Origin of the sequence: Wenjunlia vitaminophila DSM 41686 (assembly GCF_000380165.1) — a bacterium.
GTDB classification, from domain to species: Bacteria; Actinomycetota; Actinomycetes; order Streptomycetales; family Streptomycetaceae; genus Wenjunlia; species Wenjunlia vitaminophila.
Genome location: NZ_KB904673.1, coordinates 24059 through 37296 on the forward strand (window position 1 = coordinate 24059; position 13238 = coordinate 37296).

Consider the following 13238-nt stretch of genomic DNA (forward strand, 5'->3'; position numbering starts at 1 on the left):
GACCGCCGCCCAGCCGTCCTGCGGGAGATGGAACGTGACCAACACCCCAGCGTCCGAGCACGGTGCTGATGTGATCGTTGTCGGTGCGGGGCCAGCGGGCTCCGTGACCGCCTATCACCTGGCCCGGTCGGGACTCGATGTGCTGTTGCTGGAGAAGACGGCGTTCCCCCGCGAGAAGGTGTGCGGTGACGGGCTGACCCCGCGGGCGGTCAAGCAGCTCGTCGCCATGGGGGTGGACGTCTCCGAGGAAGCCGGCTGGCTGCGCAACAAGGGGCTGCGGATCATCAGCGGCGGGCTGCGCCTGGAGCTGGACTGGCCGGAGCTGGCCGCTTTCCCCGACTACGGCCTGGTCCGCAAGCGCGCGGACTTCGACGAGATCCTGGCCCGCCAGGCGCAGAAGGCCGGCGCCCGCCTGTACGAACGGTGCAACGTCACCGGGCCGGTGCGGGACGAGCGCTCGGGGCGGATCACCGGGGTCCAGGCCAAGCTCGGCGAGGACAAGGCGCCGGTGACGTTCCGGGCCCCGCTGGTGGTGGCGGCGGACGGCAACTCCTCGCGGCTCTCCCTGGCCATGGGCCTGCACCGGCGTGACGACCGGCCCATGGGCGTGGCCGTGCGCACCTACTTCACCACGCCCCGGCACGAGGACGACTACCTGGAGTCCTGGCTCGAGCTGTGGGACCGGCGGGGTGCCCAGGACCGGCTGCTGCCCGGATACGGGTGGATCTTCGGGATGGGCGACGGCACCTCCAACGTGGGCCTCGGGGTGCTCAACACCTCGGCGTCGTTCAAGGAGTTGGACTGGCGCGAGGTGCTCAAGGCGTGGTGCGCCTCCATGCCCGAGGACTGGGGGTACACCGAGGAGAACATGACGGGGCCCATTCGGGGCGCCGCGCTCCCGATGGCATTCAACCGCCAGCCGCACTACGACCGGGGCCTGATGCTGGTCGGGGACGCCGGCGGAATGGTCAATCCCTTCAACGGCGAGGGAATCGCGTATGCGATGGAGTCCGGCGAGATTGCCGCCGGCGCCATTGTCCAGGCGCACGCCCGGGCCACGCCGGCGCAACGGGAACTCGCTCTGCAGAACTACCCGAGGATCCTCAAGGAGACGTACGGCGGCTACTACACACTGGGGCGGGCGTTCGTCCGTCTGATCGGCAATCCCACGGTGATGAAACTCTGCACCGAGCGCGGGCTGACACATCCGGTGCTGATGCGGTTCACCCTGAAACTGCTCGCCAACCTCACCGACCCGCGGGGTGGGGACGCAATGGACCGGATCATCAACGGACTCTCCAAGGTGACGCCGAGGTCGTGACCGCCGGGTGGCGGGGCAGCCGGTGCCCCGCCACCCCGGGACGTCCCCGGGTCCGCCCGTGCCGCGGGCGACCGCTCAGCTCCCCGGCACCGGGTCCGCCCCCCGGCCGCCGTTGGGGGTGCAACGGGCCAGCCTGCGCCACGTCAGGACGCTGCCGCGCACCGCGCCGTGCCGGCGGAGCGCGGTGACCGCGTACGCCGAGCAGGTCGGGGTGTACCGGCAGCGCGGGCCGTACCGGGGGCTGATCCGCTCCTGGTAGTAGCGCACCGCGAGGTGCATCCGGCGGGCGAGGAGCCCCCGGGGCGCGCCGGGTTCCCGTTCCAGCCGCCGGGCGGTGGGGCCGAGGCCGAACACGGCGCAGCCCACCGCGGCCAGGACACGGGCGTGCATGAACAGTGAGAGATCGCAGCAGTCGGCGGGGCCGCAACAGTCCCCTCCACCGCCGTCCTTCTTCTTCTTGTTCTTTTTCTTTCGATCAAGGAACCCCACGAGTTTGTTTCCCCCGTTCTGTGTTGTTGACGGAACCTGAGTTGTTCATGATGCGGTACTTCCGGGTCGCGTGGCAGCGCCGGGGCCGCTTGTGAATCCGGGGACATCCTTGTCCGGCACCTCGCCCGTTCTCCAGCGCCCCACGGCACTATCACGGCGTACTGCCCATATCAAATTTGCCCGGGGGGCATCTGGTTGCTAGCGGGCGCACCTCTCCGACCTGCGAGAACGAGATGACGCGTCACCGAGGGTGAGCGTTTTCCCGCGACGCGTGGGGCTGGCGGCACGGCGTAGATCAGATGCTCTTCTGCCGGGTGTCGAAGATCACAAACACTGAACAGGACCCCGTGTCGCAGATCACAGATGCGGGGGCATAGGATGCACCCGATCGGGCTTGTGAACTGACTCACATATAGCCAACGCAGTCATCGCCGACTGGAGAGAGGAGCCGAGGACGTGAATGCCTACGCGCCGATCCTCGTACTCGGGGGCCTCGCGGCCGTCTTTGCCATCGGGTCCGTGGTCGCCGCCGCCCTCATCGGGCCGAGCCGCTACAACCGGGCCAAGGTGGAGGCGTACGAGTGCGGCATCGAGCCGACTCCGCAGGCGGTGGGTGGCGGACGCTTCCCGATCAAGTACTACCTGACGGCGATGCTGTTCATCATCTTCGACATCGAGATCATCTTCCTCTACCCATGGGCGGTGTCGTTCGACGCCATGGGGCTGTTCGGGCTCGTCGAGATGCTGCTCTTCGCCCTCACCGTGGCGGTCGCCTACGCCTACGTGTGGCGGCGGGGCGGTCTGGAGTGGGACTAGGGCCGGTTGGCGGGCCGTTGCCGTCGCCGAGGCTGCGGGCCGACATCTAGATTGGGGCAATTCGGATGGGTATTGAGGAGAAGCTGCCGAGCGGCTTTCTGCTCGACACGGTCGAGAACGCCGCGGGCTGGGCTCGAAAGTCGTCGGTCTTCCCGGCCACCTTCGGCCTCGCCTGCTGCGCCATCGAGATGATGACGACGGGTGCGGGCCGCTACGACCTGGCCCGCTTCGGCATGGAGGTCTTCCGGGCCTCGCCACGGCAGGCCGACCTGATGATCGTCGCCGGCCGGGTGAGCCAGAAGATGGCCCCGGTGCTGCGGCAGATCTACGACCAGATGCCCAACCCCAAGTGGGTGATCTCCATGGGCGTGTGCGCCTCCTCCGGCGGCATGTTCAACAACTACGCGATCGTGCAGGGCGTCGACCACATCGTCCCGGTCGACATCTACCTGCCGGGCTGCCCACCGCGCCCCGAGATGCTGATGGACGCGATCCTCAAGCTCCACGAGAAGATCCGCAAGGAGCCGCTCGGGGTCAACCGCGAACGGGCCGCGGCCGAAGCCGAGGAGGCGGCGCTCAAGGCGCTGCCGACGATCGAGATGAAGGGGTTGCTCCGGTGAGCGACGCACGCGAGGCCGCCCGGCGGCAGTTGTCAGCGTCACCGCAGCTTCGCCTCGTGGGCGGAGAAGCGAACGAAGGGGTGCTCTGGTGAGCAGCGAGCCACATGTGAACGGCGGTGTGCCCGCCCCGCGGGGGGACGAGGGAGATCCCGTCAGCACCCGCCGCGGCATGTTCGGGGCCCACGGCTCCGGAGACACCTCGGGCTACGGCGGCCTGGTGCGTACCGTCCGGCTGCCCGGCGCCTCGGCGCGCCCCTACGGCGGGTGGTTCGACGAGGTCGCCGACGAGCTCGACGGTGCGCTGGAGGAACAGGGCATCGACTACGAGCTGGCGGTGGAGAAGGTCGTCGTCGACCGCGGCCAGATCACCTTCCACGTCCGCCGGGAGCACCTGAAGCAGGTGGCGAGGACGCTGCGCGACGACCCCGCGCTGCGCTTCGAGTTGTGCGCCGGGATGAACGGGGTGCACTTCCCGCAGGAGACGGGGCGTGAGCTGCACGCCGTCTACCACCTGCGGTCGATCACCCACAACCGGCTGATCCGGCTCGAGGTCACCGCTCCGGACGCCGACCCGCACATCCCGTCGTTGGTCGAGGTGTACCCGACCAACGACTGGCACGAGCGTGAGACCTACGACTTCTTCGGGCTGATCTTCGACGGCCACCCGGCCCTGACCCGCCTGATGATGCCCGACGACTGGCAGGGCTTCCCCCAGCGCAAGGACTACCCGCTCGGTGGCATCCCGGTCGAGTACAAGGGCGCCCAGATCCCGGCTCCGGACCAGCGGAGGTCGTACAGCTAATGAGTACACCGCACAGCACCCACCAGGCGGAGTCCAGGGAGACCACCGAGGGCCCGGTCTACACCGTCACCGGCGGCGACTGGGACGAGGTCGTCCAGGCCGCGGGCCGCACCGACGACGAGCTCATCGTCGTGAACATGGGCCCCCAGCACCCGTCCACCCACGGTGTGCTGCGCCTGATCCTGGAGATCGACGGCGAGAACGTGCAGGAGGCCCGCTGCGGCATCGGCTACCTGCACACCGGGATCGAGAAGAACCTCGAGTACCGCACCTGGACGCAGGGCACCACCTTCGTCACCCGCATGGACTACCTGACGCCGTTCTTCAACGAGGCGGCGTACTGCCTGGGGGTGGAGAAGCTGCTGGGGATCGAGGACGACGTCCCCGAGCGGGCCAACGTCATCCGGGTCCTGCTGATGGAGCTGAACCGGCTCTCCTCCCACCTGGTGTGCATCGCCACCGGGGGTATGGAGCTGGGCGCCACCACGGTCATGATCTACGGCTTCCGGGACCGCGAGATGATCCTGGACGCCTACGAGCTGATCACCGGCCTGCGGATGAACCACGCGTACTTCCGCCCCGGCGGGCTGGCCCAGGACCTGCCCCCGGGCAGCGTGGACCACCTGCGGGAACTGGTGAAGAAGCTGCGCAAGAACCTGCCGGAGTACGACAAGCTCGCCACCGGGAACCCGATCTTCCGGGCCCGGATGATGGGCATCGGCTACCTCGACCTCGCCGGCTGCATGGCGCTCGGCGCCACCGGTCCGATCCTGCGGTCCGCGGGCCTCCCGCACGACCTGCGCAAGTCGCAGCCCTACTGCGGCTACGAGAACTACGAGTTCGAGGTGCCGACCACCGACACCTGCGACGCCTACGGGCGGTTCCTGATCCGCATCGAGGAGATGCGGCAGTCGCTGAACATCGTCGAGCAGTGCCTGGACCGGCTGGAGCCGGGCCCGGTGATGGTCGGGGACAAGAAGATCGCCTGGCCGGCGCAACTGGCCCTCGGCCCGGACGGTCTCGGCAACTCCCTGGACCACATCAGGAACATCATGGGCACCTCCATGGAGGCCCTGATCCACCACTTCAAGCTGGTCACCGAGGGGTTCCGGGTGCCGCCCGGGCAGGCGTACGCGGCGGTGGAGTCGGCCAAGGGAGAGCTCGGCGCCCACGTGGTGAGCGACGGGGGCACCAGGCCGTACCGGGTCCACTTCCGTGACCCGTCGTTCGTCAATCTCCAGTCGATGGCGGCGATGTGCGAGGGCGGCCAGGTCGCCGACGTGATCGTGGCCGTGGCGAGCATCGATCCCGTGATGGGAGGGGTGGACCGATGACCACGCAGGTCAACCTGGGGCTGCCGGAGCTGCCCGCCGAGGACTATCCGGACGAGGTGCGCGCCCGCCTGGAGGTGGACGCGAAGGAGATCATCGCCCGCTACCCCGGCAGCCGTTCCGCGCTGCTGCCCATGCTGCACCTGGTGCAGTCCGAGGAGGGCTACGTCAGCCGCACCGGGATGCGGTTCTGCGCCCGGATGCTCGACCTGACCGACGCGGAGGTGGCGGCGGTCGCCACCTTCTACACCATGTACCGGCGCCGGCCGTCGGGCGACTACCACGTCGGGGTGTGCACCAACACCCTGTGCGCGATCATGGGCGGCGACCAGATCTTCGCCGAGCTCAAGGAGCACCTCGGCGTCGACAACCAGGGGACCACCGAGGACGGCACGATCACGCTCGAGCACATCGAGTGCAACGCCGCCTGCGACTTCGCCCCCGTGGTGATGGTCAACTGGGAGTTCTTCGACAACCAGACCCCCGATTCGGTCAAGCAGATGGTGGACGACCTGCGGGCCGGGCGCACCGTGTCGCCGACCCGGGGCGCGCCCCTGTGCTCGTTCAAACAAACGGCCAGGATCCTCGCTGGGTTCCCGGACACCCGCCCGGGCGCGGTCAGCGCGTCCGGCAGCGCGGGGCCGGCCTCCCTGGCCGGTCTGCGCCTGGCCAAGGGCGCAACCGCCCCGGCACGGCCGGACGCGGCCCACGGCCTGGTTCCGTCCCAGGGCGAGTCGACCGCTGAGAACGGTACGCAGGAAGGGGAGGGCCAGTGACCACCGCCGCACCCGGCAGCTACGGGACGGGTCCGGAGAAGCTGCTGTCCCCGGTGCTCTCCGAGATCTGGGACGAGCCGGAGTCCTGGACGCTGGAGACGTACCTGCGCCACGACGGCTACCAGGGCCTGCGCAAGGCCCTCGCGATGCCGCCGGACGACGTCATCGCCCTGGTGAAGGAGGCGGGGCTGCGCGGCCGTGGCGGCGCGGGCTTCCCCACCGGCATGAAGTGGCAGTTCATCCCGCAGGGCGACGGCAAGCCGCACTACCTGGTCGTCAACGCTGACGAGTCCGAGCCGGGCACCTGCAAGGACATCCCGCTGATGTTCGCCAACCCGCACGTGCTGCTCGAGGGCATGCTGATCGCCTGTCACGCGATCCGGTCCAACCACGCCTTCATCTACCTGCGCGGAGAGGTCGTCCCCGTGCTCCGCCGGCTCCACGAGGCGGTCCGCGAGGCGTACGAGGCCGGGTACATCGGCCGGAACGTCCTCGGCTCCGGCCTGGACGTGGACATCACCGTGCACGCCGGCGCCGGCGCCTACATCTGCGGTGAGGAGACGGCGCTGCTCGACTCCCTCGAGGGACGCCGCGGCCAGCCCAGGCTGCGCCCGCCGTTCCCCGCGGTGGCCGGCCTCTACGCGTGCCCCACCGTGGTGAACAACGTGGAGTCCGTCGCCTCGGTGCCGTCGATCCTGCACCGCGGCAAGGAGTGGTTCCGCTCCATGGGCACCGAGAAGTGCCCCGGGTACACGCTGTACTCGCTGTCCGGACACGTGGTCAACCCCGGTCAGTACGAGGCCCCGATGGGCATCACCCTGCGACAGCTCCTGGAACTCGCGGGGGGCATCCGCCCAGGGCACCGACTGAAGTTCTGGACCCCCGGCGGCTCCTCCACCCCGCTGCTCACCGAGGAGCACCTGGACGTCCCGCTGGACTTCGACAGCGTCGCCGCCGCCGGGTCGCTGCTCGGCACCAAGGCGTTGCAGTGCTTCGACGAGACCACCTGCGTGGTGCGCGCGGTCACCCGGTGGACGGAGTTCTACGCCCACGAGTCCTGCGGCAAGTGCACGCCCTGCCGCGAGGGTACGTACTGGCTGGTCCAACTGATGCGGGACATCGAGGCCGGCAAGGGAACCCTGTCCGACCTGGACAAGCTCGCCGACATCTCGGACAACATCTTCGGCCGCTCCTTCTGCGCGCTGGGCGACGGCGCCGCCGCGCCCATCCTGTCCTCGCTCCAGTACTTCAGGGACGAGTACGAGGCCCACATCGAGCAGCGCGGCTGCCCCTTCGACCCGGCCGCGTCCACCCTCTGGGCCGACCAGCCGAGCACCGCTCACCAGGAGGTGAACGCATGACGGTCACGACCGGTTCCACCCCGGCCGCCCCGGCCGAACCTCCGCGGCGCCCGGCGCCCGAGGACGCCGTGACGGTCACCATCGACGGCGCCGAGGTCACCGTGCCCAAGGGCACGCTGGTGATCCGGGCGGCGGAGCAGATCGGGGTGGAGATCCCGCGGTTCTGCGACCACCCGCTGCTGGACCCGGTGGGCGCCTGCCGGCAGTGCCTCGTGGAGGTCGAGGGCCAGCGCAAGCCCATGGCCTCGTGCACCATCACCTGCACCGACGGGATGGTCGTCAAGACCCAGCTCAGCTCGCCGGTCGCCGAGAAGGCGCAGCGCGGGGTGATGGAGCTGCTGCTGATCAACCACCCGCTGGACTGCCCGGTCTGCGACAAGGGCGGCGAGTGCCCCCTGCAGAACCAGGCGATGCAGGTCGGTGACCCCGACACCCGCTTCGACGGGGTCAAGCGGACCTACGCCAAGCCGGTGCCGATCTCCACCCAGGTGCTGCTGGACCGGGAGCGGTGCGTGCTGTGCGCCCGCTGCACCCGGTTCTCCCAGCAGGTCGCCGGGGACCCGTTCATCGAGTTGCTGGAGCGCGGCGCGCTCCAGCAGGTCGGCACCGGCGAGTCGGCGCCGTTCCAGTCCTACTTCTCCGGCAACACCATCCAGATCTGTCCGGTGGGCGCCCTCACCTCCACCGCCTACCGCTTCCGCTCCCGCCCCTTCGACCTGGTCTCCTCGCCGGGGGTGTGCGAGCACTGCTCGTCCGGCTGCGCCATCCGCACCGACCACCGGCGCGGCAAGGTGCTGCGCCGGCTCGCCGCGGAGGACCCGCAGGTCAACGAGGAGTGGAACTGCGACAAGGGCCGGTTCGCCTTCCGTTACGCGGCCAAGGACCGGATCACCACACCGCTGGTGCGGGACCCGGAGACCGGCGAGCTCACGCCGGCGAGCTGGCCCGAGGCGCTGGCGACCGCGGCCCGCGGGTTGTCGGCCGCCCGCGGCGCGGCCGGGGTGCTCCCCGGTGGCCGGCTCACCGTCGAGGACGCCTACGCCTACGCCAAGTTCGCCCGGGTCGCGCTGCGCACCAACGACGTGGACTTCCGGGCCCGCGTGCACAGCCAGGAGGAGGCCGACTTCCTCGCCGCCGAGATCGCCGGCCAGGGCGTGGACCTGGACGGCACCGGGGTCAGCTACGCCGCGCTGGAGAAGGCCCCGGCCGTGCTGCTGGTCGGCTTCGAGCCGGAGGAGGAGTCGCCGATCGTCTTCCTGCGGCTGCGCAAGGCGTGGCGCAAGAAGAGGGTGAAGGTCTACTCGGTGGCCCCGTTCGCCACGTCGGGCCTCACCAAGCTCGGCGGCACGCTGCTGCCGGCCGCGCCGGGCACCGAGCCGGAGTGGCTGGACGCGCTCGCCGGTTCGCAGCCCCCCGAGGGCGCGCTCGCCGCAGCCGAGGCGCTGCGCGAGCCCGGGGCCGTGGTGCTGGTCGGGGAGCGGCTCGCCGGGGTGCCCGGCGCGCTCACCGCGGTGATCCGGCTGTCCACCTCGACCGGGGCCGACCTGGCCTGGATTCCGCGCCGGGCGGGGGAGCGGGGCGCGCTGGAAGCCGGCGCGCTGCCCGGTCTGCTGCCCTCGGGACGGCCGGTGATGGACCCGGTGGCCCGTGAGGAGACCGCGGTGCTGTGGGGGGTGGGGGAGCTGCCCCACCGGTTCGGCCGGGACACCACCCACATCCTGAACGCGGCGGCCGGCGGCGAGATCCACGCGCTGCTGGTCGGCGGCGTCGAACCGGACGACCTGCCGGACCCGGACAAGGCCCTGGAGGCCCTGGACGCGGTGGACTTCCTGGTCAGTCTGGAGCAGCGGCACTCGGCGGTCACCGAGCGGGCCGACGTGGTGCTGCCGGTGGCCGCGGTCACCGAGCGGGCCGGGACCTACCTGGACTGGGAGGGCCGGGCCCGCCCGTTCGAGGCGGCGCTCAAGCCCGACCAGATGACCGCCAGGCACCTGCTGCCCGACCTCCGGGTGATCAACATGCTGGCGGACGCGATGGACGTCCACCTGGGGCTGCCCGACCTGCCGGCGGCACGCCACGAACTGACCACCCTGGGGCCGTGGACCGGCGGCTACGTCGCCCCGCCCACCGTGCCGGGCCGCCCGCTGCCCCGTCCCGGCGCGGGCGAGGCGCTGCTCGCCGGGCACCGGATGCTGTTGGACAACGGCCGCCTCCAGGACGGCGACGCGTCCCTGGCCGGCACCCGGCACCCCGCGGTGGCCCGGGTCTCCGCCGCGACCGCCGCCGAGGCCGGCGTCACCGACGGCGGGCGGCTGCGGGTGGCCGGCCCCGCCGGTGCCCTGGAACTGCCGGTGGAGATCACCGCCATGCCGGACCGGGTGGTGTGGCTGCCGCTGAACTCGGTGGGCCGCGGGGTGGCCCGCGAGCTGGGTTGTGTGCCCGGCGAGGTGGTGCGGATCACCGTGGCCGGCGACGCCACCGGGGCGGACGGCGCGACCGCGACCGACGGTGCGCCAGGGGCCGCGGCGAGTGAGCAGGTAGTTGCGGAGGAGAGTTCATGATCGTGTCCGCGGCCGAGGACCTGTCGGTCTTCGGCACCGATCCCTGGTGGCTGGTCTGCGTCAAGGCCGTCTTCGTCTTTGCCTTCCTGATGGTCTTCGTCCTGGTGTCCATCGTGATGGAACGCAAGGTCGTCGCATGGATGCAGCGACGCGTCGGCCCCAACCGCCACGGTCCGTGGGGACTGCTGCAGTCGCTGGCGGACGGCGTCAAGCTGATGCTGAAGGAAGACCTGATCGTCAAGGGATCCGACAAGGTCGTGTTCCTGCTGGCGCCGGTCGTCGCCGCGATCCCCGCGTTCATGGCGTTCGCGGTGATCCCGTTCGGCCCGGCGGACCACCAGATCTCGATCTTCGGTGAGCGCACCACCATGCAGCTCACCGACCTCCCGGTCGGCATCCTGTACATCCTGGCGACCGCGTCGGTCGGCATCTACGGCATCGTGCTGGCGGGTTGGTCGTCCAACTCGCCCTACCCGCTGCTCGGCGGACTCCGCTCCACCGCGCAGATGATCTCCTACGAGATCGCGATGGGCCTGTCGTTCGCGGCGGTGTTCATCTACTCGGGTTCGATGTCCACCTCCGAGATCGTCAACTCGCAGGACGAGCGCTGGTTCGCGGTCCTGCTGCCGGTGTCGTTCATCGTCTACATCATCGCGATGGTCGGTGAGACCAACCGCGCCCCGTTCGACCTCCCCGAGGCGGAGGGCGAGCTGGTCGGTGGCTTCAACACCGAGTACTCCTCGATCAAGTTCGCGATGTTCATGCTCGCCGAGTACGTGAACATGGTCACCGTCTCCGCGGTGGCCACCACGCTGTTCCTCGGCGGCTGGCGGGCGCCCTGGCCGATCAGCGGCGTCTGGGAGGGCGCCAACCACGGCTGGTGGCCGATGCTGTGGTTCACCCTCAAGCTCCAGCTCCTGATCTTCCTGTTCATCTGGCTGCGCGGCACGCTCCCGCGGATGCGCTACGACCAGTTCATGAAGCTGGGCTGGAAGGTGCTCATCCCGGTCTCCATGGTCTGGCTGCTGCTGGTGGCCACCGTCCGGGCCCTGCGCAACGACGGCTACGACTTCCAGGAGATCACGCTCTACGTCGCCGGCGGCGTGTTCGCCGTGCTGCTGGTCTCCCTGCTCGTGGACTACCTGCGGGAGAAGGGCGACAAGGAGGAGGAGGCGGCGAGAAGCCTCGCCCCGCAGGAGCAGTTCGACCCGATGGCCGGTGGCTTCCCCGTTCCGCCACTGCCGGGGCAGACCCTGCCGCCGGTGCCGCGCCGCAAGCCGCGGTCCGAGCGGCAACTGGTCCCCGCCGCCGCCGAGAGTCTCAACGACACGGTGAGTGTCGACAACACAGCGGTTAAGGAGACGGACGGTGCCTGATTTCCTGGGGCCGGTCTCGGGCTTCGGCGTGACCTTCGGGGCCATGTTCAAGAAGCGCCTGACCGAGCAGTATCCAGAGCAGAAGAAGATCACAGCGCCGCGCTTCCACGGACGTCACCAGCTCAACCGGCACCCTGACGGCCTGGAGAAGTGCATCGGCTGTGAGCTGTGTGCCTGGGCGTGCCCGGCGGACGCGATCTACGTGGAGGGCGCGGACAACACCGAGGAGGAGCGGTACTCCCCCGGTGAGCGGTACGGCGCGGTCTACCAGATCAACTACCTGCGCTGCATCCTGTGCGGGCTGTGCGTCGAGGCGTGCCCCACCCGGGCGCTGACCATGACCAACGAGTACGAGCTCGCCGACCGCAGCCGGGCGTCGCTGATCTACACCAAGCAGGAGCTGCTGGTCGGCCTCACCGACGGCATGGTGGCTCCGCCGCACGAGATGTACCCGGGCACCGAGGACGACGACTACTACCGCGGTGAGGTCACCGCGGCCGCCCCGGGCACCACCACCCAGCGGCCGGCCCGTGCGGCCGACGACCAGGACGGTGGCCCGTCGGCAGACTCCCAGGTGGCGGAGCCGGTGCGGGCGGAGGGCAGGTCGTGAACGTTCTCGCCGCCACCACCAGCACCTCCACCGGGGAGGCGGTGCAGTTCTGGGTCCTGGGCACCATCGCGCTGGTCGGGGCCCTGTGCACGGTGATGATGAAGAAGGCCGTGCACAGTGCGCTCAGCCTGGCCGGCACCATGATCATCCTTGCGGTGTTCTACCTGTCCCAGGGTGCGTACTTCCTCGGCATCGTCCAGATCGTCGTCTACACCGGCGCGATCATGATGCTGTTCCTGTTCGTGCTGATGCTGGTCGGCGTCACCTCGGCCGACTCGCTGAAGGAGACCCTCAAGGGGCAGCGCTGGCTCGCCGCCACCTGCGGACTCGGTTTCGGCATCCTGCTGATCGCCGGCATCGGCAACGCCTCCATCGACTCCTACGCCGGGCTCGGCAAGGCCAACGCGGACGGCAACGTCGAGGCCCTGGCGGCCCTGATCTTCAACCGCTACGTGTGGGCCTTCGAGCTCACCGGGGCGCTGCTGATCACCGCCGCGGTCGGCGCCATGGTGCTCACCCACCGCGAGCGGATCACCAAGCCGGAGACCCAGCGCGAGCTGTCCCAGCGCCGGGTCCGCGAGGGCAAGCAGGTCACGCCGCTGCCCGCGCCCGGGGTCTACGCCCGGCACAACGCGAACGACATCCCCGCCCTGCTCCCCGACGGCAGCATCGCGGAGGTCTCGGTCAACAAGACGCTGCGTGCCCGCGGTCAGATGCGGGACGTCAGCAACGAGCCGATGTCCAACGTCGCCGAGCTCGAGGGCCAGGCCGAGTCCTGGCTCGGCCGGGTCACGCCCAAGCGCGTCGTGCGGCAGCCCGAGGAGAACGGCTCGCCGGAGTCCGAGTCGGAGGGCGCAGCCAAGTGAACCCGGTCAACTACCTGTACCTGTCCGCGCTGCTGTTCACCATCGGCGCCGCGGGAGTGCTGGTCAGGCGCAACGCGATCATCGTCTTCATGTGCGTGGAGCTGATGCTCAACGCGTGCAACCTGGCGTTCGTCACCTTCTCCAGGATCCACGGCAACCTCGACGGGCAGATCATCGCGTTCTTCACGATGGTCGTCGCCGCGGCCGAGGTCGTGGTCGGCCTGGCGATCATCCTGATGATCTTCCGCGTCCGTCACTCGGCCTCGGTCGACGACGCCAACCTGATGAAGCTGTAGAGGGGCTTGGAAC

The 13238-nt window shown here is 69.9% G+C and carries 13 protein-coding genes; 12 read left to right on the forward strand and 1 reads right to left on the reverse strand.

Annotation, left to right across the window (positions count from 1 at the left end):
• Positions 1–34 precede the first annotated feature (34 nt).
• Complete coding sequence (locus tag A3IG_RS0115385) at positions 35–1321, forward strand: geranylgeranyl reductase family protein (RefSeq protein ID WP_026220289.1); 1287 nt, start codon at positions 35–37, stop codon at positions 1319–1321.
• Between the two features lie 75 nt (positions 1322–1396).
• On the opposite strand, the gene yidD is transcribed toward A3IG_RS0115385, so the two are convergent.
• Positions 1397–1711, reverse strand: a complete 315-nt coding sequence (gene yidD, locus A3IG_RS35250) for a membrane protein insertion efficiency factor YidD (RefSeq protein WP_018384468.1) — start codon at positions 1709–1711, stop codon at positions 1397–1399.
• 555 nt (positions 1712–2266) lie between these two features.
• Here yidD and A3IG_RS0115395 point away from each other — a divergent pair.
• The 11 genes from A3IG_RS0115395 to nuoK all read left to right on the forward strand — a co-directional run bounded on the left by A3IG_RS0115395 (position 2267) and on the right by nuoK (position 13225).
• Complete coding sequence (locus A3IG_RS0115395) at positions 2267–2626, forward strand: NADH-quinone oxidoreductase subunit A (protein ID WP_018384469.1); 360 nt, start codon at positions 2267–2269, stop codon at positions 2624–2626.
• Positions 2627–2691: 65 nt separating this feature from the next.
• Positions 2692–3246: a NuoB/complex I 20 kDa subunit family protein gene (locus tag A3IG_RS0115400; RefSeq protein WP_018384470.1), complete on the forward strand. Its 555-nt coding sequence runs from the start codon at positions 2692–2694 to the stop codon at positions 3244–3246.
• Between the two features lie 88 nt (positions 3247–3334).
• A complete protein-coding gene (locus A3IG_RS0115405) occupies positions 3335–4048 on the forward strand; it encodes an NADH-quinone oxidoreductase subunit C (protein ID WP_236719055.1) in 714 nt (237 codons plus the stop codon).
• Entirely contained in the window at positions 4048–5382 is a 1335-nt protein-coding gene (locus A3IG_RS0115410; RefSeq protein ID WP_018384472.1) for an NADH-quinone oxidoreductase subunit D, read from the forward strand. The genes A3IG_RS0115405 and A3IG_RS0115410 overlap by 1 nt, the downstream gene beginning before the upstream one ends.
• Positions 5379–6155: an NADH-quinone oxidoreductase subunit NuoE gene (gene nuoE, locus A3IG_RS0115415; RefSeq protein ID WP_018384473.1), complete on the forward strand. Its 777-nt coding sequence runs from the start codon at positions 5379–5381 to the stop codon at positions 6153–6155. The genes A3IG_RS0115410 and nuoE overlap by 4 nt, the downstream gene beginning before the upstream one ends.
• Positions 6152–7516: an NADH-quinone oxidoreductase subunit NuoF gene (gene nuoF, locus A3IG_RS0115420; RefSeq protein WP_018384474.1), complete on the forward strand. Its 1365-nt coding sequence runs from the start codon at positions 6152–6154 to the stop codon at positions 7514–7516. Before nuoE ends, nuoF begins: the two co-directional genes overlap by 4 nt.
• On the forward strand, positions 7513–10077 hold the full coding sequence (locus tag A3IG_RS29890) for an NADH-quinone oxidoreductase subunit G (RefSeq protein ID WP_018384475.1): 2565 nt from the start codon (positions 7513–7515) through the stop codon (positions 10075–10077). The genes nuoF and A3IG_RS29890 overlap by 4 nt, the downstream gene beginning before the upstream one ends.
• The gene (gene nuoH / locus A3IG_RS0115430; RefSeq protein ID WP_018384476.1) at positions 10074–11453 is read left to right on the forward strand and encodes an NADH-quinone oxidoreductase subunit NuoH; all 1380 of its coding nucleotides are present in this window, start codon (positions 10074–10076) and stop codon (positions 11451–11453) included. Before A3IG_RS29890 ends, nuoH begins: the two co-directional genes overlap by 4 nt.
• A gap of 43 nt (positions 11454–11496) precedes the next feature.
• Positions 11497–12063 carry an NADH-quinone oxidoreductase subunit NuoI gene (gene nuoI, locus A3IG_RS29895; RefSeq protein WP_236719057.1) on the forward strand — a complete coding sequence of 189 codons (567 nt, stop codon included), beginning with the start codon at positions 11497–11499 and terminating at the stop codon, positions 12061–12063.
• Positions 12060–12929, forward strand: a complete 870-nt coding sequence (locus A3IG_RS0115440; RefSeq protein ID WP_018384478.1) for an NADH-quinone oxidoreductase subunit J — start codon at positions 12060–12062, stop codon at positions 12927–12929. The genes nuoI and A3IG_RS0115440 overlap by 4 nt, the downstream gene beginning before the upstream one ends.
• Entirely contained in the window at positions 12926–13225 is a 300-nt protein-coding gene (gene nuoK, locus A3IG_RS0115445; RefSeq protein WP_018384479.1) for an NADH-quinone oxidoreductase subunit NuoK, read from the forward strand. The genes A3IG_RS0115440 and nuoK overlap by 4 nt, the downstream gene beginning before the upstream one ends.
• Positions 13226–13238: the final 13 nt, after the last annotated feature.